The sequence below is a fragment of the Bifidobacterium ruminantium DSM 6489 genome, from assembly GCF_000770925.1.
Lineage (GTDB): Bacteria > Actinomycetota > Actinomycetes > Actinomycetales > Bifidobacteriaceae > Bifidobacterium > Bifidobacterium ruminantium.
This window is the reverse complement of sequence record NZ_JDTK01000010.1, coordinates 71,129-95,077: the sequence shown is the minus strand read 5'-3', so window position 1 is coordinate 95,077 and position 23,949 is coordinate 71,129. Positions and strand designations below refer to the sequence as shown.

At 58.6% G+C, this 23,949-nt stretch carries 16 protein-coding genes, 1 tRNA gene, 1 rRNA gene and 1 pseudogene; 11 read left to right on the top strand and 8 right to left on the bottom strand.

Annotated features, from left to right (window positions below; translation table 11 throughout):
• Positions 1 to 57 precede the first annotated feature (57 nt).
• The 3 genes from OU26_RS05560 to OU26_RS05550 all read right to left on the bottom strand — a co-directional run bounded on the left by OU26_RS05560 (position 58) and on the right by OU26_RS05550 (position 5,954).
• Positions 58 to 3,219 (bottom strand): DEAD/DEAH box helicase, encoded by a 3,162-nt coding sequence (locus tag OU26_RS05560; RefSeq protein WP_237743765.1) that lies wholly within the window; start codon positions 3,217 to 3,219, stop codon positions 58 to 60.
• Positions 3,220 to 3,235: 16 nt separating this feature from the next.
• Positions 3,236 to 3,700, bottom strand: coding sequence for a (deoxy)nucleoside triphosphate pyrophosphohydrolase (locus OU26_RS05555; RefSeq protein WP_033498951.1), 465 nt, complete (start codon positions 3,698 to 3,700; stop codon positions 3,236 to 3,238).
• Between the two features lie 310 nt (positions 3,701 to 4,010).
• Complete coding sequence (locus OU26_RS05550) at positions 4,011 to 5,954, bottom strand: UvrD-helicase domain-containing protein (protein WP_152571331.1); 1,944 nt, start codon at positions 5,952 to 5,954, stop codon at positions 4,011 to 4,013.
• A gap of 90 nt (positions 5,955 to 6,044) precedes the next feature.
• Here OU26_RS05550 and OU26_RS09460 point away from each other — a divergent pair, with 90 nt between their 5' ends.
• Together OU26_RS09460 and OU26_RS05540 are read left to right on the top strand one after the other, a co-directional pair.
• Positions 6,045 to 7,484 (top strand): exonuclease SbcCD subunit D, encoded by a 1,440-nt coding sequence (locus OU26_RS09460; protein WP_160257601.1) that lies wholly within the window; start codon positions 6,045 to 6,047, stop codon positions 7,482 to 7,484.
• Positions 7,481 to 10,882, top strand: coding sequence for an AAA family ATPase (locus tag OU26_RS05540; RefSeq protein ID WP_026646718.1), 3,402 nt, complete (start codon positions 7,481 to 7,483; stop codon positions 10,880 to 10,882). Before OU26_RS09460 ends, OU26_RS05540 begins: the two co-directional genes overlap by 4 nt.
• Positions 10,883 to 11,068: 186 nt before the next feature.
• Here the strand turns inward: OU26_RS05540 and OU26_RS05535 are convergent, their stop codons facing one another.
• Entirely contained in the window at positions 11,069 to 12,073 is a 1,005-nt protein-coding gene (locus OU26_RS05535; RefSeq protein WP_026646719.1) for a Gfo/Idh/MocA family protein, read from the bottom strand.
• Between the two features lie 251 nt (positions 12,074 to 12,324).
• On the opposite strand from OU26_RS05535, the pseudogene OU26_RS10625 reads away from it, so the two are divergent.
• From OU26_RS10625 to OU26_RS05525, 3 genes and pseudogenes are all read left to right on the top strand, one after another.
• Positions 12,325 to 12,798, top strand: a pseudogene (locus OU26_RS10625) (very short patch repair endonuclease); the annotation flags it as partial.
• A 117-nt stretch (positions 12,799 to 12,915) separates the two neighbouring features.
• Positions 12,916 to 14,121: a pyridoxal phosphate-dependent aminotransferase gene (locus tag OU26_RS05530; protein WP_026646720.1), complete on the top strand. Its 1,206-nt coding sequence runs from the start codon at positions 12,916 to 12,918 to the stop codon at positions 14,119 to 14,121.
• A 230-nt stretch (positions 14,122 to 14,351) separates the two neighbouring features.
• Positions 14,352 to 15,746: an MFS transporter gene (locus tag OU26_RS05525; RefSeq protein ID WP_081815647.1), complete on the top strand. Its 1,395-nt coding sequence runs from the start codon at positions 14,352 to 14,354 to the stop codon at positions 15,744 to 15,746.
• A gap of 151 nt (positions 15,747 to 15,897) precedes the next feature.
• Here OU26_RS05525 and OU26_RS05520 read toward each other — a convergent pair whose 3' ends face one another.
• A complete protein-coding gene (locus OU26_RS05520) occupies positions 15,898 to 16,626 on the bottom strand; it encodes a DUF4391 domain-containing protein (RefSeq protein WP_026646722.1) in 729 nt (242 codons plus the stop codon).
• 162 nt (positions 16,627 to 16,788) lie between these two features.
• Between OU26_RS05520 and rrf the strand changes: the two genes are divergently transcribed.
• From rrf to OU26_RS05500, 4 genes are all read left to right on the top strand, one after another.
• Positions 16,789 to 16,905: ribosomal RNA gene (rrf, locus tag OU26_RS05515) — 5S ribosomal RNA — on the top strand.
• A gap of 216 nt (positions 16,906 to 17,121) precedes the next feature.
• Positions 17,122 to 17,712, top strand: a complete 591-nt coding sequence (locus OU26_RS05510; RefSeq protein WP_026646723.1) for an AAA family ATPase — start codon at positions 17,122 to 17,124, stop codon at positions 17,710 to 17,712.
• Positions 17,712 to 17,948, top strand: coding sequence for a hypothetical protein (locus OU26_RS05505; protein ID WP_026646724.1), 237 nt, complete (start codon positions 17,712 to 17,714; stop codon positions 17,946 to 17,948). The genes OU26_RS05510 and OU26_RS05505 overlap by 1 nt, the downstream gene beginning before the upstream one ends.
• A gap of 54 nt (positions 17,949 to 18,002) precedes the next feature.
• Entirely contained in the window at positions 18,003 to 19,172 is a 1,170-nt protein-coding gene (locus OU26_RS05500) for an endonuclease/exonuclease/phosphatase family protein (RefSeq protein WP_033498950.1), read from the top strand.
• 57 nt (positions 19,173 to 19,229) lie between these two features.
• Here OU26_RS05500 and OU26_RS05495 read toward each other — a convergent pair whose 3' ends face one another.
• Positions 19,230 to 20,591: an O-acetylhomoserine aminocarboxypropyltransferase/cysteine synthase family protein gene (locus OU26_RS05495; protein WP_152571330.1), complete on the bottom strand. Its 1,362-nt coding sequence runs from the start codon at positions 20,589 to 20,591 to the stop codon at positions 19,230 to 19,232.
• Positions 20,592 to 21,293: 702 nt separating this feature from the next.
• On the opposite strand from OU26_RS05495, the gene OU26_RS05485 reads away from it, so the two are divergent.
• Both OU26_RS05485 and metK read left to right on the top strand, forming a co-directional pair.
• Positions 21,294 to 22,046 (top strand): class I SAM-dependent methyltransferase, encoded by a 753-nt coding sequence (locus tag OU26_RS05485; RefSeq protein WP_026646728.1) that lies wholly within the window; start codon positions 21,294 to 21,296, stop codon positions 22,044 to 22,046.
• A gap of 116 nt (positions 22,047 to 22,162) precedes the next feature.
• Positions 22,163 to 23,362, top strand: a complete 1,200-nt coding sequence (metK, locus tag OU26_RS05480; protein ID WP_026646729.1) for a methionine adenosyltransferase — start codon at positions 22,163 to 22,165, stop codon at positions 23,360 to 23,362.
• Between the two features lie 131 nt (positions 23,363 to 23,493).
• Here metK and OU26_RS05475 read toward each other — a convergent pair.
• Positions 23,494 to 23,566, bottom strand: a tRNA-Arg gene (locus OU26_RS05475).
• Positions 23,567 to 23,635: 69 nt separating this feature from the next.
• Positions 23,636 to 23,929 carry an exodeoxyribonuclease VII small subunit gene (locus OU26_RS05470; protein ID WP_026646730.1) on the bottom strand — a complete coding sequence of 98 codons (294 nt, stop codon included), beginning with the start codon at positions 23,927 to 23,929 and terminating at the stop codon, positions 23,636 to 23,638.
• Between the last annotated feature and the right edge of the window lie 20 nt (positions 23,930 to 23,949).

The window sequence follows — 23,949 nt, the reverse complement described above, 5'->3', positions numbered from 1 at the left end:
TTTTTCTCAGGGTTCGAATCTGCCACATATAGGCAAAATGGGTACGAAAAACATGGTCTACAGCGCGGACTTGCCGGTGAGGTGACGGTAGAGTTCCGGATCGACCGGTTTGCCGAGTTTGAGTGTGGAAACGACCACTGGCGACTCGCTGCCATCCGCACTGCGGTTCACTGATTCACGCACGTTATCCAACGCGACCGCATTACCTACAAAATAGTAGGATTTCTCCTGTTCCTCGGCTTTGCGACGGATGAAAATCGGCATGAAATGACGATTCCTCCACTCCGGACCACGTTCCGTCCCATCCAGCAGCCATCGGAATTCGTTCGATTTCAACGAACGGTTGTTCTTGCTGAACCATTCGATCTCGCCGGGATTAAGGAACCGGTCGCTATACTGGCTCGCCTCGTATTTAATGAAAATCGGAAGCGAGCCGGTTTCGGCATCCAATTTGTATCCGCCGACATTCTGCGGCACTTGCTCCGCAGGCCAGCCGCACAGGCGCATCACATCGAACACACTGTACTTCTCCCCATACAAGAAACCATGATTCTGACGGATATGGTGCTTGCGTGATGATTCCGCCAAAGCCAATGCGTTAATCAAGCCAGCCTCAACGGTATCCGAGAAGAACGTGCGGAACGTCATCTGTTCAAGCATCGAACGGAACTCATCAGTTAGCCGGTACTTGCCATCATTGCCGAGCCACACCAGCGGAGTCTGCCCGAACCTTCTACGGTTCGCTGCGATGAAATAGGAATAATCCAACGTGGAGAACGCCGAACGACACTGCGCATTATCGCGATCCGCATCCGGGAACAACGCGGAAAGCAGCGTTTGCAAATCGCGGGTCGAAATCGCATGCCGTGAAGCAATGGTACGGAATACGGCCAAAGCGTCTTCGGGGCATCCCGGATCGATCATCCGCCAATCCAAATCACACAGCACAGCCAAAACCAGCAATTCATGCGGACGCAAACCGCGCAACTGCGTGGCCGTCAACATCTTCAGCACACCGTTTTGTGCATCGGAAGTCGGCTCAAGCTGTTCGACATATGAAGCAGTCGCGTGCTTTCCACGGGACAGACTCTTTTCACGAGAACGCACGAACGACAAATAGTCATCGCTCTTCGACGCCATCGTAAACACCAACGAAGCATCACGCCGGGCGAAATCCATCAGCATCGGCACACGCCCCAATTCATAACGCATCTGTTGGTATTGTTGACTCAACAGTTTCATATTCGACAAATCGGCCGTGCCGAGTGAGGCGAGCACGCGCTCGCGGGCGATCTTGTCAAAACTGATGGATGAAATGCCGATGGTCTCGCGTTGCAGGTTCCTGCGCGCCACATCACGGTCGCCGGTGTTGCCATACAAGGCGATTGGAATCAGATAGTTGTTCGCATAGTTGCCGATGAAATCGATGACGACCACGCAGTCCTTGCCACTGGCTTTGCGCAGGCCACGGCCAAGCTGCTGCGTGAAAACAATACTGGATTTCGTTTGCCGAAGCATCACGATCTGGTTGACGTGCGGAATATCCACACCTTCATTGAACAGATCGACGGTGAAAATATAATCCAGTTCGCCGTTCTCCAATTGTGCCGTGGCCTCGTCGCGCGCCGCTTGCGGATCCTCGCCGGTAATGGCTTTCGTGCGGTACGGCCGTTCCGCCTGCTGATTCATCTGTTGGTTGAACAGGGCGGAAAGCCGTTTCGCCTCCTCGCGTCGGCTGCAGAACACAAGCCCCTGCACCGGGGTGCCGGCCTCACTATAAATCTGGATTTTATCGATGATATAGTGCACTCGATTCGGATCGGAGAGCTCTTCAAGCCAATGGCCCAGCTCGTTGCGTTCCTCGTCGGTCATGGTATCGGCTTTGACGTCCTTGCCGGCGAGATTCTCGTCGGGCGCGTCCTGAATGTACTCGTGCACGCCGTAATAATGGAACGGGCAGAGCATGTTCTCTTCGAGCGCCTTCTGCAAGCGGATCTCATAGGCCACATTATTGCCAAACAATTCGAAGATGTTCGCACCGTCCGTACGTTCAGGCGTTGCGGTCATACCGAGCATGAAATCCGGTTCGAAATGATCGATGACGCGTTTGTACGAATCGGCAGCCGCGTGATGAACCTCGTCTACGAGAATGTAGTCGAATTCATGCTTGCTGAACTGTGCGAGCACGTCTGGACGCGACATCGTTTGCACGGTGGCAAACACGTACTTACGATCTGATTCCTTGCTATTGCCGGAAAACAGGCCGAGTTCGTGCTCCGAGCAGCCGAGCACTTTTTGGAATGATTCCTCTGCTTTTTTGAGGATCTGTTCCTGTTGCGCGATATATAGCATGCGACGTGGCTTGACCTGTCGTACGTCGAATGCGGACAGGTATGTTTTGCCGGTACCGGTTGCGGAAATGATGATCGCGCGGCTTTCGCCGTGTTTACGCAGTTGCGCAAGATTCATCAGCGCCTCTACCTGCATGGCGTTCGGCTGTATGTCTTGCGATTGTTCCGTTTCCTTGATTCGCTTGCGATCCGGCCGCTGCAGTGGCGCGTATTTTTTGAAATCCTCTTCATAGAGTTTCAGCCAGGCGTCGGTAAGAGGTTTCGATTCGCTGATCTGTGATTCGATTTCTTCCGTAAGCTGTTGTGCCAAACCGCTGTTATCAGTGGTGGCTACCTTAAGATTCCACTCGCGATTGGCATTCAACGCGTTGATGGTGAGGTTTGAGCTGCCCACATATGTGGAATACAGCGGTTCGTCGCCTTGCATATGGTGAAAAACATAGCCTTTGGGATGGTAAGGATAGTCTGCAGTGGCTGGGGTGTCATCGTTCTGACCGGGCTGGGTGGGTTGCCAGACCTGCACTTGGATGCCGGTTTCTCGCTGAAGTTTCAGCAACTCTTTGAATGCTTTGGGAGAGTTGAAATAATTGAACGTCGATGTGATGATGCGTCCGGATTGATGATCGTTGTTGTCGGCGAAATCAAGGAAATACTGTTTCAAAACCTGCAATGCGCCTTGACTGACAAATGCGACGGACATGTCGAAATCCTGGCTGCGCTGCAGTTCGTCTTTGAGGGCGTGCTCCATGGTCCGGCCATCATGATTGGCGATCAGCATCGGTTCGTACTCCGAATTGGCGTTGTCGCGTTTTTCGATGAAACCGGAAAGCAATGCGTCAACCAGTGAAGAATCGTATTTCTTATCCATGCTTATCGTTCTTGAGTCACTGTTCTTTTGCGGATCCGTTGGCAAAATCCATAGCGGAAATCAATCGCACCGCTTCTCGATCGGCGGGTGCCCAATCCAAAGCAGACATATCGGCGGGCGCCAGCCAACGGATCTCATGATGCTCGGTCAGACGTGGAGTGCCGCTTAGCAGATGGCAGACGAACGAAGTGAGCACGACGGTACCGAAATCGTAATCGTAGGAAGATGTGCACACTTCGTCGGCAACTTCGACCTCGCACAGCAGCTCTTCTTCGATTTCGCGGTGCAATGCTTGACGTGCCGTTTCATGCGGTTCGATCTTACCGCCCGGAAATTCCCAGAAACCGGCCAGTGATCGGCCTTCTCCGCGTTGCGCGCACAACACTTTGCCATCCTTGACGATGGCGGCGCCGACGACATTGATGGTTTTGCGTGGTGCTGGTTGTGTGGACTGTTGCGGGTTGCGGTCGTTATCCGTCATTGTTTTCTCCTGACTGGTGAACAGGTCCAGGATACAACGGTGAGCTTTCGCCAGGCCTAGGCGGAATGGTGGTTTCATGGTGTGATTCGCAGGGAAAATGTCGCACGATCCCAAAAAAGGGGCCGAATTGTGCATCGTGCTACAGTGCGGCTTCGTCAATGCCTCCTAAGTCTGTTTTTCATGCGATTTTGCGATGAAAATTGAAGTTCGGGGGTGTTGGGGGACGGGCGAATGTCGCACGATTCCAAAAAAGAGCCGAAAAATAGAATCGTGCGACATGAAGGGGGTATCTATCTTGGTTGCCGCTCTTTCATTTGCACTGCTGCGTGAACCGGCAATTCGGAAAACCGGTGCACCCGTAAAACGCGCGTGACGGATCGGATCCGGCATGTCGCAGCCGCAAAGCTTCCCCGCAATTCGGGCATTGCGGAGGCAGTTTCACACCCCGGAAAATATTCGGACAGATCCGATCGTGCAGCTCATACATGAAGCGTGACGGTCGCGTCTGGTCGACCACGAAAAACAGCTTCTTTTTGCATCGCGTCATCGCCACATAAAACAGGCGACGTTCCTCCGCGTGCGGCATGCGCTCCACCTCCGGCAGCAGCAAGCCAAGCAGCGGCTCATCGGGAATCGCACTCGGGAAGCCCTTCAAACCGCCGGAGCAGCACAGCAGGAACACGAAATCGCGTTGCAGGCCCTTGGATTTGTGCGCGGTCATGAACTCGATATCCATGTCCGGCTTCTCGAGGAACGTGATTTTGCTGGAATGCTCGTCGATCTGGAGCAAACCATCGCGGTCGTTGCGCAGCAGCAGGTTCAGGTCACTTCGGTACCGCCCCAGCATCAGCACCGACGCGGCTTTTGGTAGCTTGCGCAGCTGTTCGACGATCGCATTGAACCGTTCCTCCTGCGTGGCGCCGCCAAGTGCTTTGAGCGAATAATCCTTCTTGTCGCTCGGATTATGCAGATGCTTGACGTACAGATTGCCGTCCTGCATGACGAACTTACCGCTCGCCTCGATGAGACTCTGACGGAAACGCCTGGTGGTGGTGATCTGGAACATGCGGGTCGGTCCCCATGGCTGCCAGGTCGCGGCGAAATCGAGAATCAGATGGATGTCGCTGCCTGCGAAGCGGTAGATCGACTGCCAGTCGTCGCCCACGCAGAACAACGTGAAATCGCTCTGTTCGCGCAACGCGCGGATCAGCTCGTAGCGCGGCCTCGACATGTCCTGGTATTCGTCGATGAGCACGTATTTGTATGGATGCCGGTAGTCGTTGCGCCGCACGCAGCGGATGGCGTCGATGATCATGCCGGGAAAATCGATGCCCTGCGTTGTGCGGAAATTGTCGAGATACGCGTTGTAAAGCGGTTCGACGAGTTGCAGCATCTCACGGTTGCGGCCGACATGCTTGCCGCCGCGCCGCTCGTTGAGCTCGCGCATGCCGTCGACGTCGATGTTGTTCTGCCGCATGTGCTGGATGATGGTCTGCGCGTTTTCGATGAGGCTCTGCTTGTACTGATTGAAGTCGTAATCGTCCGTCGGCAGTTGGAAATCCTTGTTTTTCGCGGCTCTGCCGTACTTGCCGAACAGTTCCTTCGACATGAGCTTGAACGCCAGCAGACGGTAGTTGATATTCTGTGCGAGCAGCCGTTCGAACGTGGCGCGTATCACGCCATTCGACGCGTGTCCGTCGATGATGGGGCGTTCCGCGATGGTGGATGCGCGGCAGATCTCCAGCCCAAGACTATGGAATGTGCAAGCGCGGATCGTCTTGCCGGTGCTTGCCATGATGCGATGCGACATGTCGTCCGCGGATTTCCGGGTGAACGACAGCACGAGGATCTCCTCGGGCGTGGCACGATTCGTGGCGAGCAGCCATGCGATGTAGCCGACGATGGTGGTGGTTTTGCCGGTTCCCGCACCCGCGAGCACGAGGGTGTTATGGCCGGCTCCGGCGATTGCGCTGACCTGTTCGTCGCTCAGCTCATGCTTTTCGATTGCGCCGATTGTTTCGCGCGCCTGCTCGATTCGCTCGGCCGGAAGCAGCGGTTGCGGACGGAGCTTCGTGCGTTGTTGCGTTTGAGTGGCGCGCTGGGCCGGCCGTGCGGTACGTGTGGATTTGGTTGTTGCGGCGGGCTTGGTTGTCGCCGTGGGTTTGGCACTTTTGCCGGAAGGTCGCGTTTGCTTCGCCGGATGCGTCTCGTCATCTGGGCCAAGTATGTATTTCAGCGTTCTCAGCAATCCCATGGCGCTCCTTTCGTGCCGTCCCCAAGCCGCTGCAAGGGGTAATTATAATGTGTGGAGGTCCGGAACGCAGGAAAGGGAAGACACGTGCGCGTGCTACATACTTCCGATTGGCATATTGGCAGACGATTCAAAGGCATCGATTTGCTGGAGTACCAGCGTAAGGCGCTTGAATGGCTGATTGGGCTGATTAAACGAGAACAGGTGGATGTGTTGTGTGTGTCCGGTGACGTGTATGATGCGCCGAGGCCGTCAGCCGAGGCGGTGCGCCTGTTCAACGAGATGTTCCAACAACTTGGGCTGATGGAAGTCAATGGGCATCGGCTCCATATCATATTCACGCCCGGCAACCACGATTCCGCGGCTCGACTCGGCTTCGCCGCCGCGCTGATGCTGCCGAACGTGCACATGCGTTGCGATATCGCAGACATCGCCACTCCCATCATGGTCGATTCCGCGGATGGCGAGCAACTTGCGATCTACGCGCTGCCGTACCTCGACCCCGATCTTGCGCGTCCTGCATTGCAGGGGCTGCTGAACAGCGCGGACGTATTATCTTCGTCCGCTAAAGTGTCCGATTCTGCAGAATCGGACACTCAGAGTGGGTTGGAAGCGCCTCAGTTGTCCGCTTCTGGTGAATCGGACATGCAGGGTACGTTGGACATGCTTCAGTTGTCCGATTCTGCAGAATCGGACAAACGGAGAGAAACGAACACCATCCGTCGCTCGCACGAAGGGGTTATACGCGCCGCATTACAGCTCATCACCGCCGATTTGGCCGCCCGACGCAAGGCAAACCCCAAATTGAACGCTATGCTTATGGCGCACGTCTTCGTATCCGGTGCCACGGCCTCCGATTCAGAACGCAACATCACCGTCGGCGGCGTCGACAGCGTGCCTGCGGAACTTTTCTCCAATTCCGGCCTCGACTATCTGGCGCTCGGCCACCTGCACAGGCCGCAGAAAATCACCATTCCCACGAAACCGACAACCGAATCGCAATTTCATCTCGACCGCACTCCGCAGGCGCGTTACAGCGGATCGCTGCTCGCATACTCATTCTCCGAATCGCAGACGCTGCCGGTGGAAGGCAACGGCAAAAGCGTGGTGCTACTTGACTTTACGGACGGCCATCTTGCCAAACCGCGCATCATGCCTGTGGAATCCGGTGAGCCGCCATTCGTGCAAATCAAAGGCACCATGGACGATGTCCTCGGTCCGCTCGCCGAACAATACAGAAACATGTGGGTGTCGATTACGGTGCAAGTGCCGGAATTGCCGCACGGCGCGTACCAGAAAATCGACCGTGCCTACACGCACGCTTTGGAAAAGAATTTCGATTATTCGCAACGAACGCAATCGCAAGAAAGCCGGAAAATGGTCGATCTGAAGCAGGCGACGGACGAAATGGACGTGCTGCGCGATTTCGTGAAATTTTCGCTCGGCCGCACACCGACCGACAAGGAGGAACGCGTGCTGCGCGATGCCATGGAAACGGTACGCAAGAACGCCGGCAAGGAGGTCGCGCAATGAAACTCATCGCATTGAAATTCCGCGGTGTCGGCCCATATAAAGGGGAGTACGCCATCGATTTCGCGGCGCTGACCCGATCGCACATGTTCCTCATCGACGGTGAAACGGGAGCCGGCAAAACCACACTGCTCGACTGCGTCACCTTCGCGCTGTACGGTTCGATTTCCGGCAATACTGAGAACAAAATCGGCGTGGGCGACCGCAACAGGCTGCGCTCGCGGTTTCTGGAAGCTTCGGCCGACGAAACTTACGTGCATCTGATATTCGAGGAAGGCGGGCACTATTACGCGGTGCGGCGCACACCCGAATACGAGCGGCCGAAACAGCGTGGTGAAGGCACGACAAAGCAGAACGCGACCGGCAAAATGGCGCGGGTCGCGAACGATTACGAAATGGCTTTCGCAGCGCTTACCGACGATTCGGCTGTTTCGTCTGATGCCGGCTCGACTGGCGGTTTGGCTGCCGTTGATCGGTATTTCGATTTCCTTGACGAGCCAGGTCATACAGTTGCTGTCGCCTCCCGTGCAAGCGAAGTGGGCAAGGAAGTTGTGCGACTGCTGGGATTGGATCGCAGCCAGTTTTCGAAGACGATTATGCTGGCGCAAGGCCAGTTCGCGCAGTTTTTGCGGATGGGTCCGGAAGATCGTACCAAACTGGTGAAGGAGCTGTTCGGGGCTGAGGAATACGAGGCTATTCAGGACGAATTGGATACGAAACGTAAGGAATTCGGAGATAAAGTCGACGGACAGCGGGCTGCGCTAGAGGAACGGATTCGTGCCGCGCGCGAGAATGCGGAACGGATTGTGGAACGGTTGGAATCCGGCCGACCTTCCGTGTCCGATTCTGGTGAATCGGACACTCCGGATGAGCAGGAAACCTCGGAAACGCGCGGTGATGCATGGCGCTGGGGTTTGAACGAATCCGGTGCCATCGACGAGCCGGCACGTAGCGAAACCGACATCGTGGAACAGCTGAACGTCACGTTGCGTGACGTGGAGGCGGATGCGCAACGGCTTCTGGCCGAGACGGAATCGCAAGTCAGCAAAGCCGACGGCAAACTGGCAGAAGCGCAGCGGCGCAACGAAGCCGCATGCGAACTGCACGAATCGTATGAGGAAACGCAATCCGCGCGCAATCGCGCCGACGAACTGGAATCGCACAAACCGGACATAGCAAAGCAACGTCGGCAAATCGCACAGGCCCGACAGGCCGCCCCAATCGTGGCAAAACAAGCTGAATGCGAAGCCGCACAAGCGAAACTGGACGACTGCAACGCGCGTATTGCGGATATTGCAACCGCATTGGCAAACTTCGAATCGAAGAAAACACTGCAGCAGCGGCATCAGGAAGCCGTTGCCGCGGCCGCAGGCGAGGAAGCGGCGAATAAGGCGCTGGAAATCGCGCAAACGCATGCCGAAAACCTTCGGAAAGCTACGAAAGCTGCCGAACAGGTGAAACAGGCGTCTCAGAAAGTCGAAGCATGTGAAGCTGCGCAAACCAAAGCGCAGCAGGAGCGAGAGGCATTGCCAGACGCAAAAGCCACGGCGTCGCAGCTGGAGGAAATCGCCGGAAAACTGGGCGCGCGCGGACAATTGGAGGATGCTCTGACGCAGGCGAAAGCGGTACTCCAGCATGCGCAGACGGCGGAACAGCTGGCCGAGCAGATCGAGGCCGCCAAATCCGCATGCCAAGCGGCGCGGCAGGCGCGGTCGGAAGCCGAAACGGATGTTCAGCATGCCGAAGAAGCCTTGCGATTGGCGGGTGCGGCGAGATACGCCGAAGATTTGGACGAAGGGCAGGAATGTCCGGTATGCGGTTCGACCACGCACCCCCATTTGGCGGTGCGTCCAGCTGATGTGCTTAGTGAGAAAGCCGTAAAAACGTTGAGAAAACAGGCGTCCGCGTGCGCCGACCGTGAATCGGACGCCAAAGCTGCGTTGGAAAAACTGCGCGCACGGCTTGACGGCGAACGAGAACAATCGCACGGACTGGACGAGGCTGCCGCCGAACAAGGCGTCACGAACGCGCAGACCGCATTGGACGGACTGGAAACGTTGGGGCAGCAACAACGCGCGCTTAAAACGCGGCAGAAGCAAATCGACGCGGCCGAGAAAACGCTGACGGATGCGCACAACGCATTGGCGCAGGCGCGAACTGTGGCACAAGCGGCTTCCGACCAGGCGGAAACTGCTGCGAAAGCCGCGGAAGGCATCACCCAGGAAAGCGTGGACGCCGAACGTGCGGACGCTGAACACAAGCGGGCGGAGGCGAAAGCCAAAGCGCAAGAAGCCGAGACGCTATCCAAGCGCATCGCCGAACGTGATGCTTTGGAACAGCGGAACGTCTCCTTGCAAGCCATGCTTAAAACGCTGAACGAGCAACGCGATACCATGAAGCAGGCTGTTGCGCAATTGCTGGAAAACAGCGATTTCGCGGATTGTGAATCGGCCTCGGCCGCCGCGCTGGACGAAGATGAGATCGAGCGATTGCAGTCGCGGATTGACGATTTCGGCAAAGCGTGCGCCGCAACCGACGCCAATATGAAGCAGGCGTGCGAACGGTTGACGGAACGATTGGAAACGTGCCGAAAGCTGTTCGCTAAAACGTTGCATGACATTGCGATTACGGACGTTGCTGGAAGTGCGGACACCATCGAAGTAGCCGCGCAACTATTGCAATCGCTTGATTTTGCGGCGCTCGCCGAAACACAAAACAACGCATTGCAAATGCGGGACGACGCCATCAGCGCACAACAGACTGCACTTGACCTGAACAAGGACCGTGCGAAAATCGCAACGCAACTTACTAAAGCCGCGCAAACCTGGCAGACAGGCATGACCGATTTCGCTCCGGTACGCACTATGGCGTTACTCGCCACCGCAAGTAAGGACTCTCCGTCGGGGCAGAAAGTGTCGCTCATCACCTTCGCTGTGACCGAACGTTTCCGCGACGTGCTCGACCGTGCCAACGAACTGCTCAAAGACATCCACGGCGGTGTCTATGAACTGCGCCTCGGCACGCACGAAGGGCGTGCGGGCGGCAAAACCGGTCTTCCAATCGAAGTGTTCGACCGCCGCACCGAACGTTCCACCGAACCAAGCACCCTTTCCGGAGGTGAGACCTTCTTCGTATCGCTGGCCTTGGCCCTCGCACTCGCTGATGTGATCCAAGCGGAAAATGGCGGAATTTCCATGGAAACACTGTTCATCGACGAAGGTTTCGGTTCATTGTCGGACGAATATTTGGACGATGTGATGGATGTGCTCGACGGCATCGCCCGCACACGCGACATCGGCATCATTTCGCATGTGGGGCAGCTGAAAGACCGTGTGCGTGCGCGGGTTTCCGTCTCGCGTGTGAGTGAAAACGGCGAAAGCCGCCTGACCGTCATGGCGTAGCGCACGTGCGTAGCGCACGTTTTGGCGCGGTTTTGGTGTCATCTATGATTCGTGGATGGCAGACGGCTTTCGGTAGGACGGCTTTCGGTAAGCCGCTTACCGAAAGCCGTCCTACCGAAGAGCGGCAGATAGCTGCGGGCAGCCGTGGATTCGTCGATTATGGAATGGCGGGGGAGAAGCCCTCTGTTACGCTTCGAACGGATACGTGAGCTCCCAATCCGCACGCAGCGAATCCATAAGCTTCATAATGCGCATCGTATCGGCATGCGGCATTTCCGCGCATTCGGTGCGTCCGTCAAGCACGGCCTGCGCGGCCGCAGCCACTTCATACTCGTAGCCGGTCAGCTGAGCGGGAACGTCGTAATGCGCGGTGACTGTATGCGTGCCGTCGAACACGTCGATTGATTCGACATTATTGATGTTCTGACACGTGAGATACCCCTTCGTGCCCCACACCGCGCCCATACGATCCGAATGGCATAGAATCGAGCTTTGCGCGGTAGCCATCACCCCGTTCTCGTAGTAGAACGTCATCGAATCATGCGCGTCGACGCCCGTCTCAAACGGCTGCATCGATGATTCGATGCGCGCAATCGGCGCATTGTGCATGATCATATCGATGAAATTGATTGGATACACGCCGACGTCGAGCAGCGCGCCGCCCGCCAGCGCGGGATCGGTGATACGTGCCTTCGCCGTGGTGGGGTAGCACAGGTTCGCCTCGATCGCCTGCACCTCGCCGATCGCGCCGGATGCGATGATATCGTCGATCATCGCGCGAGACGGCATGTACCGTGTCCAAATTGCCTCCGTGCACAGCATGCCGGTTTGCGCCGAAACATCCAGCATTTCCTGCGATTGCGCCGCATTCGCGCCGAACGCCTTCTCCACTAGTACACCCTTGCCGGCACGCATACATAGCACCGCCTGCTCGGCATGGAAATTATGTGGGGTGGCGATATACACCAGATTCACATTCGGATCGGCCGCCAGTTCCTCGTACGATCCGTACGATACCGGAAAACCGTACTTCGCAGCGAACTCGGCGGCGCGCTCGCCGTCACGTGCCGCCACCGCATACGGGGCGACCAAATCGCGGTAACGTTCGTCCACCGCCATTGCCACCAACGTTTTAGCCATGCTCTGCGCGATGCGGCCCGCGCCAAGAATTGCCGCATTGATCTGTGCCAAGGAATCTCCTTGCCTTCCAAACTGCCTATGTTGCTTTGCTACGTTGCTACGAACAGCGTACGCCATGCGATGTCGGCACGCGCCGAAAACGATGGTGCGGAGCGGTGTGGAAGTGGCGCGGGAGCAGTGACGGAAAGGCTGCGGAGCGCAATCGTACGAATCGGCGTACGATCCGGCGTGCGCCGGCATACAAGTCTGTGGGAGCCGCGCGACCGCTCATTTGATCGACCCTTTTGCCATAATGGGAAGCCGTGACGGCAGGAAATAGCAAGCGGGCGCACAGCAAAACGAAGCCCAGGAAAACGGCGAGGCCCGAAAAATACGAACGTGGCACGCGCAGCTATACCATGTCCCACATCCGCGGCAAGGACACATCCATCGAACGCATGGTGCGCAGCTTCCTGTTCGCCAAAGGCCTGCGATTCCGCAAAAACGACAAGCGATACCCCGGCCATCCGGACGTGGTGCTGCCGAAATACCATACGCTGGTGTTCGTCAACGGTTGCTTCTGGCACATGCACGAAGGATGCCCGAAATCCGCGCGTATCCCGAAATCGAACGTGGAATTCTGGACCGCCAAACTGCTGCGCAACCGCGAACGCGACATGCGGCAGCACGCCGAACTCGAAGCGGACGGATGGAACGTCATCGTGGTCTGGGAATGCGAACTCGGCAAAAAGACGCGCGACGAACGATTGGAACGCCTCTACCACGAAATCGTGGACGAACGGAACGTCCGGCGTGACGGGATCCATGCCGGACGTTCGCAGATTGAAACCGATTCGAATCGGCTGGTGAGCGACGGCGGACGGCGTGACACGGAACGTGGTAGAAACGGAAGCATGGGAAACACTGAAAACAGCGCGCGGCCGCAGATGTCGCATCGCGCGCAGATCGCCAATCCGTTCCGTGCCATGGTCTTCGGAGCCCTGGCCGATGAGATGATCGCCAACGGCACCGACGTCGTCAAGCTGAGCCTGGGCGAGCCGGACTTCGGCGCCCCGCCGGCAGTACATGACGCCATGCGCGAACAGTACGACGGACGTCCGCTGCCGTACACCGCCGCGATGGGCCTGCCCGAACTGCGCCAGGCGATCTCCGACTTCTACCGCGACCGTCACCATGTGGACGTCGATCCGAAGCGCATCGCCATCACCGCAGGCGGCTCCACGGCGCTGCTGCTGTCCGCCGCGCTGACGGTCAACGACGGCGACGAAGTGCTCATCGCCGACCCGTCATACCCCTGCAACCGAGAGCTGGTGCGCGCGTTCGGCGGCAAAGTCGTGGACGTGCCGACATCCGCGGCGAACCGCTTCCATCTGACGCCGGAGCTGTGCAAGGAATACTGGTCGGACCGCACCAAGGCCGTCATGATCACCTCGCCGTCCAACCCGACCGGCACCACCATCGCCTTCGACACGCTCAAAGCGGTGTGTGACCTGGCCCGCGAACGTGGAGCATGGCGAATCGTCGACGAAACCTACCTCGATTTGGCCGACCGCGAACCGGACGGATCCGAAGTGAAATCGGTGCTCGCCTGCGATCCGGACGCCATCGTATGCTCCAGCTTCTCCAAGTTCTTCGGCATGACCGGCTGGAGGCTCGGCTGGATGGTCGTGCCCGAATACGCGCTTGAGGCCATGGACGACCTCGCCACCAACTTCTTCCTGTGCGCGCACACGCCGACCCAGCATGCGGCGCTCGCCTGCTTCACTCCGGAAACGCTTGCCGTATGCGAGGAGCGCCGTCAGGAGCTGCTGGAACGCCGTCGCATCGTGGTGGACGGCCTGTCCGAGATCGGACTGCCGTTGGAGGTCGAGCCCAACGGCGCGTTCTACGCGTATTTCAACATCTTCAGCACCGGTCTCGACGCGTGGACGTTCTGCGAACGCGCGTTGAAGGAGGCGCATGTGGCGCTGACCCCGGGACGCGATTTCGGCGAGGCGACCGCCGATACGCACGTGCGCCTGTCGTACGCGGCCTCCCGTGAGGCGTTGCGCGAAGGTTTGAAGAGGATCGGCGATTTCGTGGCCAAGCTGCGCGGCTGATCTGCGTCTTTCCGGAGCATTCCGCCGGAATGGTCACATTGTGGTCATTCCCGTCTGTCTCGGGAGGCGCGCGCTTATGGTGCCGTCTCAGTGGGAACGGGTGCACGACACCCCTTCCTTGCGAATTCTTGGATTCGTTTGATCGATGATGAGGGCAGTCCTACACAATGGGGCTGCCCTCACCGTCTTAAACGGGTGAAGAAGAGCATAATTACAAGAGGTATTGCATCATGACCGCACAGGCTGTGCAGAATGTGAAGCGTAGGTCCTCGTCGGTGGCGGAGGGATTGTCCGCCGCTCAGGAGAGGCAAGTCGAGGAGATTACCCGTCGTGTGGATTACGCGAAGGAGACGCGTATGTTCCACAAGATCGTCGCGCTGGTGGCGGCGGGTATGCTGATGGATTCCATTGATGTGTATATTGGATCGGCCGTGGCGTACAGCTCCCTGTCCACGCATTGGTCGACGGTGGCGCAGAATTCAACGTTCATGTCAGCTGGTTTTCTGGGATTGCTGATTGGCTCGCTGCTGGCCGGTTTCATCGGCGATTTGAAGGGGCGTCGCGTCGCCTACCAGATCAATCTGCTGCTGTTCGGCGGATTCACGTTCCTTGGCGCGTTCGCGCCGAATATGTCCGTGCTGTCCCTGTGCCGCCTCGGCGCGGGTCTCGGCCTGGGTGCTGAGATCGTGACGGGTTTCGCCATGGTCAACGAATTCGCGCCGGTCGAACGCCGCGGACGTTGGTGCGCGATTGTGTCCTTGGTGGCGAACTGCGGCGTGCCGGTCGCCATGCTGTTGTGCGCGTGGATCATTCCGCGCTGGTCGTGGCGTCCGCTGTTCGTCGGCATCGGCATCATCGCTGCCGTGATCTGGTGGCTGCGTCGTGACGTGCCGGAATCGCCGCGTTGGCTTGCCGTGCACGGACGTTACGAGGCGGCCGACGCGATCGTCCGCCAACTTGAGGCCAACGGCTCCGAATACGACGAGGTCGCTGCGCGTTCCGACGAGTCCGCTGTGGATGTGACCTCCATGAGCGCGCGCGAACGTCGCAACCATTCGCTGGGAATCTGCCTGTTGGTGGCTGTGGTGGCCGTCGCCGCCACGAACGTGTGCTCGTATGCGTTCACTTCCTGGGTGCCGACGATTCTCGTCAAGCGTGGCATCAATCTGTCCAGCTCGCTATGGACGAGCACACTGATGATGTGCGGCGCCCCTGTCGGCTGCCTCATCGGTTCCATCCTGCTCGACCACATCGGACGTAAGAAGGTCATCGTGCCGGCATTCGGATTGACCGCGGTGTTCGGCCTCGCCTATGCCGCGCAGACGACCACGGTCGGCGCGATCATCTGCGGCTTCCTGCTGACGATGTGCCTGTATGTGCTGATGGCCTCCGTGGTGGCCGTGTATGCTCCTGAACTGTTCGCCACCAAGGTGCGTTTCCGCTGCGTCGGCTTCGCCAATGCCGTGGCGAAGCTGCTGAACGTGCTGATGCCGATGATCGTCGGCTGGATGCTTGTTGCGATTGGCACGAATTCCGTGTTCGTCGCGATTTCGATCGTCGCGGTGATTGCCATGCTGGTCACCGGCATCCTCGGTGTGGAAACGTCCCGTCGTTCAATCGGCTGAGATTCTCTGCTGAGCTTTTCCACGCCGCTGCAATCGTTTCCTGCGTTGCGGCCATTGGGCGCCCATCCTCCTTTTGAGGGTGGGCGCCTTCATATTTTGCGGGATGTATCGGCGGATTCGCGGATACGCGGATTCGGACGTGCAATCCGTTTCACTGCACCTGCAATTCCTCCAGCTGTTTCCTCATCCTGTGCAGCTTCGCGTAGATCTCGTTGCGCTGTTCGGCGTCCTTGGCGCGCTGGTGGTCGCGCGTGAGCTTGTCGATCTGCGTGGTGAGCCGTGCGATCTGCATGCGCCGCGCGAGACGCGCGTCCAAATCGACGGGGGAGGGGTCGTCCAGAATTACCTGCGAACAGAACGATTCCCACAATGCATCCACGGAATCGACCGCCGGATCCGCGGCCTCTAGCGTGGCCTCGCCGGCGGGCTTCCAGTCGGAAACGAATATCTTGGACGTGGTCGTATGCCCCGCGCGGGCCGGCAGGGACCGGCGCACGGCGAACGCGCATTCCTGACGCGTCGTGCCTTCGAAATCGGCATCGCGCACGCAGGCGAACAGCATGCCCGACTTGCGCTGCATGGCGATCAATTCGACGATGTCCGTCGGAACGGCGGCGTTCGTACCGCGCAATCGCAGTCCGATCACCAATATTTCGGGAATCCGCGTGCCGGCGGCGAGTCCCGTGTTGCGCGCCTGCAGCAGCGACAGCATGGTGATCGTTTCGATATCATTTGCCAGACGCTGTTTCGTCTTGGCGGAAACCGGAATCTTCGCCACGAAAAGTCCTTTTGGCAGCGTCGCTTTTTCGGCGGGAATCGCAGTGGAATTCGGTAGACCCAATGTGGTTGCGGAAACGGAACCGCAGGAGGCGATCGTCATTGCTGGCCTTCTTTCGTTGCTGATGGAAGCGTTGCCTCGACTGTAGCGCACCGGCATGGTGGTTCGCATCATTACCGGCGATTGCTGGCCGATCGTTGACCGGCACGTCGTGCGACACGCCGTAATTTGGCGATTGGAGACCATGCGCGTATTGTTTCCTCTTGCGGTGATCATAGCCTAGGTGAGACGCCCGGTCCCATTCCGAACCCGGAAGCTAAGGCCTAGCACGGCGATGGTACTGCACTCGAGAGGGTGTGGGAGAGTAGCAAGTCGCCGCGTTTACTCTTTTCAAATCCCGAGTCGAGCCAAGCTCCTCGGGATTTTTCGTATGCCATATGGAACCGGCTGATGGAACCTTTTAAAGCCCTGTCCTTCCGAAAACCGAATCGGGAATTGACCGCAGGTTGTGGAAGCCATGGCGAGGTCACCGGCATGATATATAAAACGTATATACGATTTATGTAATCAACCCATCGTCGGAACGAAGGAAAGCCCATGATCATTTCGGTCATCAACCTGAAAGGCGGCAGCGGCAAAACCACCACCGCCATGGCTCTGGCCACCGCCGCCGCACGGCACGGCCGCAACGTATCCGTGCTGGACACCGACCCCCAGGGCGACGCCACCACATGGGCCGGCGACGCCGAGGACGCCGGCGAGTCTATGCCGTTCGCCGTGGACTCCGCCAATATCGGCAAGCTGAAAAGACTGCGCAAAACCATGCCCGACAACGAGCTCGTCATCATCGACTGCCCGCCGGCGGGCAACGTCGTGGACGTGGCCTGCGACGTTGCCGATTTCGTCATCGTCCCCGCCACGCAGGGGCCGTTCGAACTGAGCCATGCGCTCGAAACCGCCGAAAGCCTCGACGCTGCCGGCAAGCCGTACGCGCTGCTGCTGCTCAAGGTGGAGAACAACAAACTGGCGGGCAACGCGGTCAACCTCATCAGGGAGAGAGGAGTCAGCGTCTTCGACGCCTCCGTGCCCAAACGCGTGGGCATGCAGAAGGTCATCGGCCATGCGTTCCCCAGCAATCTCAACGGATACGAGGACGTGTACCTCGAACTTGAGGAGGCGATCGCCTGATGGCCATCAGAAAACCGAATGGCGGAGCGAAGGCCGCGGTCGCCGCGTCGCTGACCAGCGTGCAGGACACCCGCAGGCGTGGCAATGGCAATGGCAACGGCGAACGCGTGCTCATGAGTTTTAAAATCCCGTCCGACCTGAAGATGATGCTGCAGGAGAACGCGCGGGAACGCGGTACCACCGCCAGCCGCATCATCATCGACGGCATCCGTCACGAGCTCGGTCTCGACGACTGAGCGCCTCCGCGCCATAAACATCGCGGACGCGAAATTCGGAAGGTTGGGAAAAGCATGTCTCAGGCAAAGGTGCGCAAATCACAGGGCGCCGCGGCGGGCAAAGGCGGCGGAACGGCCAGAGTGTCCGCATCGAAAACCGGTGCCGCGAGAAAAACGGCCAAAACATCCGCGACGAAGCCCGTCAAGCCGTTGCGCACGCTGAAACAAGGAAAGAAGCACCGCGTGCGCAACTTCATCTGCGCAGTGATCGCCTTCGTCTTCTCCCTTGCGGCGCTGCTGGGAACCGCCACGCACATCCTGCCGGAGGAGTTGCAGGCGCTGCCGTACATGCCGGTGGTCGTTTCCCTGGTGCCGTGGTTTACCCTGCTTGCCGTGATCGCATTGGTCTGTGCCGTCGTCTCCAAACGCGTGGTGTCCACGGTGGTGGCCGTTCTGGCGATCGCGTTGCAGGTGTTCTGGCAGTATCCGTTCTTCTGTGGATCTGCGCAACTGCCACGTGCGGCGGTCGCGGCGGTGTCCGGCGAGAACGTCAGCACGGACGACGGTTACGCCCGGCTGATGACGTGCAACGTGTACAAGGGACGTGCGGACGCGCGTGAGATCGTGGATCTGGTGCGCAGCGAGCATGTTGAGGTGCTGGCGCTGCAGGAGACGACCGACGATTTCGTGAACGCCTTGAACAGCGCCGGCATCGCCGCCTATCTGCCGTATTCGCAGGTGGCCAGCTCGGACGGCGTGTATGGCAACGGAATATGGTCGGCGAGCCCGCTGCTCGATCCGTCCGACGATGACGTCGATTCGAGCGCGTCCTTCATGCCCGGCGCGACCGTCGCGTTCAACGGAGGGAGCACGCAGGTGCGTTTCGTGTCCGTGCACACCACGTCGCCGACGGACGGCTACTGGCAGCAGTGGAAACGGTCGCTTGACGAACTGGCGAAGCTTCGTTTCGATACCGGACGCCGGTATATTTTCATGGGCGATTTCAACGCGACCTACGATCACACGCCGTTCCGCAATTTCCTGGGAACGCGTTTCTCCGACGCAGCACGACAGGCCGCGGACGGATTGAAATTCAGTTGGCCGGCGAATATCGACTACGTGCCGACGTTCGCCGGAATCGACCATATCGTGCTGGATTCCGGCATGCGGGCCGGGCAGGTGCGCACGGTCAAGGTGGATGGCAGCGACCACAAGGCGCTGCTGGCGATCGTGCGCATCGACTAGCCCGCGTCCGGATTGCGTCTGATCCTTGTCTGGTTCTTGTTCCGAGCCGGCCGCGGACTAATCCTCCACCGGGCCGTATACCCGGTCCAGCGCCTGCCGGAGATCCGCGATCAGATCGGCGGGCTCCTCCAGACCGATGGACAGGCGGATCGCACCGTCATGGATACCCGCTGCGGCGAGCTCGTCAAGCGTCAGCTCCGGATGGGTGACGACGAACGGGTCGACCGCCAGGGACTTCGAATCGCCGAGATTGGCCTGCAGGCTGAACAGTTTCAAAGCGTCGAGCGTGGCGCGCTTGTGCTCCACCGTGTCCAGATCGAACGTGATTATCGTGCTGCCGCTCCTCTTGAGGTATTTCCGCGCCCAATCCTGATAGCCATAGCCGTTCGCGTCCGGATGGTACACCCTTCCCACGCGGGGGTCGCCGTCGAGATAGCGCGCCACGGCTTGCGCGGTCTCAAGCTCCTTGTCGAGGCGCGCGGTCAGCGTCTCCAGGCCGATCAGCGTCAGATAGCTGTTGAACGGGCTGGGCGACGAGCCAAGCAGCGTGACGAGGAATGCCCTCAGCCTCGTCGTGAACGGCGTGTTCGGAGCGATCTCCAGCACGCTGCGCTCCCTTCCGTCGCGCGTCTTGAAGAACCACGCCTTGCGCGAGAACTGCGGATAGCGTTCGTTGTTCGCGTAGTCGAACGTGCCGTTCTCCAACACGATGCCGCCGATCGCATTGCCATGGCCGTTGATGGCCTTCGTGGTCGAATACGCCACGATGTCGGCCCCGAAATCGAAGGGATTGAGCAGATAGGGCGTGGCGACCGTGTTGTCCACTATGAGGACGATACCATGCCGGTGCGCGACTTTGGCGAGCGATTCGAGATCCGCGACGGCGTTCAGGGGATTCGAGACGCTTTCCACGAGCAGGGCCTTGGTGTCGGGGCGAATTGCCTCCTCCCAGGACCGCGGGTCGTCCGGATTCCGGGCTATGTCGATATCGATGCCGTAATCCGGCAGGATGTTGGAGAACGCCGCGACCGTGCCTCCGTAGAGACGATACGAGGTCAGTATCCGTCCGCCGCCCGCCGCGATGTTGAGGATCGTGTCGCTGAGCGCCGCGAGACCGGAGGATGTCGCCACCGCGCCCTCCACGCCATGAAGGGCCGCCAGGCGCTTTTCGAGTATGCCGGTCGTCGGATTGGAGATGCGCGTGTAGATGTCGTCGACGAGTTCGAACGAAGCGATCTGCGTGGCATGCTCCTCATCGCGCAACGCGTACGCGGCCGTCGCATAGATGGGAACGCTGCTGGAATTGTGGTGCTCCGCCGGGTTGTAGCCCGAGTGCAGGGCGAGTGATGAGAATGACGCGCCCGCGTCCGATGCCGTCCGTCCGGATGCCTGCGTGAAAGTCTGCTGATTGTCGCTCATGATGGAAAGTCCTTTCAATGGGCCGCGGTTCGACGATAAGGTATGGCTCCGCGGCGATGATGGGAATCGAAATTGAATCGAGATTGAATCGAAAAGGACTGGAACGGTTGTTGGATGAGCCGGTGTGATGGATGATAGCACGTCTGAAGGTATTGCCCGCCGTTTTCGCCAATATTAAAAATTATATTGTCTTATCAATTCCTTGTGAAAAGCAGGAAAGATGATTCCTTATAAAAAGAAATTATGATAAATCGCTTGTGTTGCGTCTTTCGGTCTGTTATCGTCGATTTCGGGCTGGAAAAGTTGGATGCCCGTTCACATAATCGATATTCCAGAAAGGAGTCCGGTAGCATGTCTCGTACGATGATGATTTCCAACGCAGGAAGCAAGCGAATGTGTTGTATGACGGATTCCTGTATGGGCATGATGTCTATGGAGCCCATGATCCGCTAGGGTTTCACTTGGTGTGACCTTTTCCGGCACCGCTGATTCGTGGTGTCTGCCTCCGGCTTCCCGAAATGCGTGCGGGGCTCGATACGTCGGACGCGGTGCCGTTTTCGCTGATTGCGTGGGAGGTTCTCCTCCTGTTCGCAATGCATGATTCATCTTTTAATTCGTATGTTATATGCGTTTTTAATAAGCTTTGCTATGCGTTTTTTAATGGCTTTGCTGCGCATTTTTAATTCGGTAAGGAATATTGCAATGACTACTGATGGTGCCAACGACGGATTCGAATACCATCGTTTCGAACGCCACTATACGGAACGTCCGAACGTCACGGAATCGCGTTTGCGTCTGCTGTGGGCCGCTCTGACCACGAAGGTTCCCGGACGCACGCTTTCGATCGGCGCCGGAACCGGAGACGTCGAGGAGGCTCTGCGCGAGCGGTACGGGTTCACCGTTGACGAGATCGTGGAGCCGTCGGACGCGTTGTTCCCGGCCATCCTGGAAAAGGGCTTCCACGCGTGGAAGGGCATCGCCGAGGAATATCCCTACGAGCCGGAATCGTTCGACACTATTTATTACAACGGTTCCAGCCACGGTTTCATCGACGATGAAAACCTGGAATCTACGTTTCGTAAAAACTACGACGCCCTGCGTCCCGGCGGCCGGCTCATCCTTTCGGACGTGCCCAAGGAAAGCACGCTCGGCATTCTGCTGCTGACGGTGCTCAATCATCCGGAACTCGACCGAAGCCCATATGCCGACCTGCTTTCGGGCACCGCGTTCTTCGACATCGCGCAGGGAGGCGTGCCCACATACAAGCCGAACTGGCATGTGACGACGTTCTATATCGACCTGCTCGAACGCATCGGATTCACCGACCTGCGGTTCAGGCAGACGGTGCTGGCGAACTCCACATTCCAGAACGATGCCGTCGAGGATCCCATTCCCGGATATACGCAAGGCAATTACGTGGCCATCATCGCCACCAAGCCCGTTGCGGAACGCTGACGTGCGTCCGATTCCATCATTCTCGATCCGCAATCCAAATCTCAGAACATCATTCATATCCGTATGATCCGGGTCTTCGCCATGGACGGCCGGCCCGAAAAAGAAAGGTTTCCATCATGTCTCGTTATCTCATTTCCGAATCCGTCACCGAAGGCCACCCCGACAAGGTCGCGGACAAGATCTCCGACGCCATCGTCGACGCATACCTCGCCAAGGAGCCGGACGCCCGCGTCGCCGTCGAAACGGTGGTGAAGGAGGGGCTCATCTCGCTGCAGGGCGAGATTTCGGCGCCGTTCACGCTGAACCATGGGGAGATAGCGCGCAAGGCCGCCGAGGAGATCGGCTACACGGATGCCGACAGCGGCCTCGATCCCCGTGGCGCGGGCGTCATCAACAATGTGTGGCCACGCGATTTCTCGTCCGATCTGGGCGACTTCGGTCAGGAGGACGCGTCGAGCGAGGAGGAGAAGGAACACATCTACGACACGTTCGTGGGCGATCAGGGTCTCGTCGTCGGCTATGCGACCGATGAGACCGCGGAATATCTGCCGCTGCCGTACGTCGCGGCCACCAAACTGGCGCAGCGGCTCGCATATGTGCGCAAGAACGGCATCATCCCGCAGCTTCGCCCGGACGGCAAAACCGAAGTCGTCGTCGAGTACAACGAGGATCTGAGCCGCGCGCTGCGGTTCGCCGCGGTGCTGATCTCCACCCAGCATTCCCCGGACATCGCGCTGGAGGATGTACGCAGCCAGGTGCGCGAGCAGGTGCTCGAACCGGTGCTTGACGAATTCGGTCTCGACTATTCCAGGGCAAGGATTGTCATCAACCGCACGCCGTTCATCCAAGGCGGACCACATTCCGACGCGGGCCTGACGGGACGCAAGGTGGTGGTCGACACGTACGGTGGCATCGGCTCCCACGGTGGCGGCGCGTTCTCCGGCAAGGATCCGCACAAGGCCGACCGTTCCGAAGCGTATGCGGCTCGTTGGGCGGCGAAGAACATCGTGGCCGCGGGACTCGCGCACCGCGCGCAGGTGACGCTTGGCTTCATCCTCGGGCAGGGCGCTCCCGTATCGATCGACGTGGAGACGTATGGCACGGAACAGGTGCCGCGCGAGATCATCCAGAAAGCGGTGGAGCAGGTGATCGACTTCCGTCTGCTCTCCATCATCGACCAGCTCGATCTGGAACGTCCGATCTATTACAAGACCGCGGCCTACGGGCATTTCGGCCACGACGACCCCGACTACACGTGGGAGAAAACCGACAAGGTCGACGCATTAAAGGATGCGGTGCAGAAGATCCGTCTGTGACCGGTCGCGATGCACGATGATATGGTGGTGGGGATGATTCCGCGGTTGGGGCGGCGTCATCCCCACCGTCTTTGTCATATAGGGTGTGAGCCGGAAACGACGATGGTGAGCTTGGTGCGGATATGAAAAAGTGCCCCAGATAGGAATCGAACCTACGACACCTTCTTTAGGAGAGAAGTGCTCTATCCACTGAGCTACTGAGGCAACGAGTCACCATTGTACACACAATGCGGACTCGACATGGCGGATGTCCGGAATCGGCGCATCGCGCTTTCAGGCGAGATTGTCCTGCGTTCCCGCCGTGTTGGCCGCGGTGGCTTGCTCGGCCTGCGCCGCGTCGAGCTTCGCACGCACCTCGCCGAGCAGGCTTTGTGCGCGCTTGGCGAGCGCCTCGCCGATCTCCCACTGGCGCATGGACTGGTCAAGGTTCAGACCGCCCGCCTCCAGCGACTGCACGGCCTGGATGAGTTTGTCCCTCGCCTCCTCATAGGGCATCTGCGCGATCGCCTCGCGCTCCTTGTCGGTCAGGCTGGATGCCGGGGTCGCTTCGTTCGTTTCATTGGCCATGGTTTTCTCCTTGTGCTGCT

Bases quoted from the DNA above. Each gene is read 5' to 3' on its own strand.
- OU26_RS05560 (WP_237743765.1), bottom strand. From the start codon at position 3,219: ATGGATAAGAAATACGATTCTTCACTGGTTGACGCATTGCTTTCCGGT.
- OU26_RS05555 (WP_033498951.1), bottom strand. From the start codon at position 3,700: ATGACGGATAACGACCGCAACCCGCAACAGTCCACACAACCAGCACCA.
- OU26_RS05550 (WP_152571331.1), bottom strand. From the start codon at position 5,954: ATGGGATTGCTGAGAACGCTGAAATACATACTTGGCCCAGATGACGAG.
- OU26_RS05540 (WP_026646718.1), top strand. From the start codon at position 7,481: ATGAAACTCATCGCATTGAAATTCCGCGGTGTCGGCCCATATAAAGGG.
- OU26_RS05530 (WP_026646720.1), top strand. From the start codon at position 12,916: ATGGGAAACACTGAAAACAGCGCGCGGCCGCAGATGTCGCATCGCGCG.
- OU26_RS05525 (WP_081815647.1), top strand. From the start codon at position 14,352: ATGACCGCACAGGCTGTGCAGAATGTGAAGCGTAGGTCCTCGTCGGTG.
- OU26_RS05520 (WP_026646722.1), bottom strand. From the start codon at position 16,626: ATGACGATCGCCTCCTGCGGTTCCGTTTCCGCAACCACATTGGGTCTA.
- OU26_RS05510 (WP_026646723.1), top strand. From the start codon at position 17,122: ATGATCATTTCGGTCATCAACCTGAAAGGCGGCAGCGGCAAAACCACC.
- OU26_RS05505 (WP_026646724.1), top strand. From the start codon at position 17,712: ATGGCCATCAGAAAACCGAATGGCGGAGCGAAGGCCGCGGTCGCCGCG.
- OU26_RS05500 (WP_033498950.1), top strand. From the start codon at position 18,003: ATGTCTCAGGCAAAGGTGCGCAAATCACAGGGCGCCGCGGCGGGCAAA.
- OU26_RS05495 (WP_152571330.1), bottom strand. From the start codon at position 20,591: ATGAGCGACAATCAGCAGACTTTCACGCAGGCATCCGGACGGACGGCA.
- OU26_RS05485 (WP_026646728.1), top strand. From the start codon at position 21,294: ATGACTACTGATGGTGCCAACGACGGATTCGAATACCATCGTTTCGAA.
- metK (WP_026646729.1), top strand. From the start codon at position 22,163: ATGTCTCGTTATCTCATTTCCGAATCCGTCACCGAAGGCCACCCCGAC.
- OU26_RS05470 (WP_026646730.1), bottom strand. From the start codon at position 23,929: ATGGCCAATGAAACGAACGAAGCGACCCCGGCATCCAGCCTGACCGAC.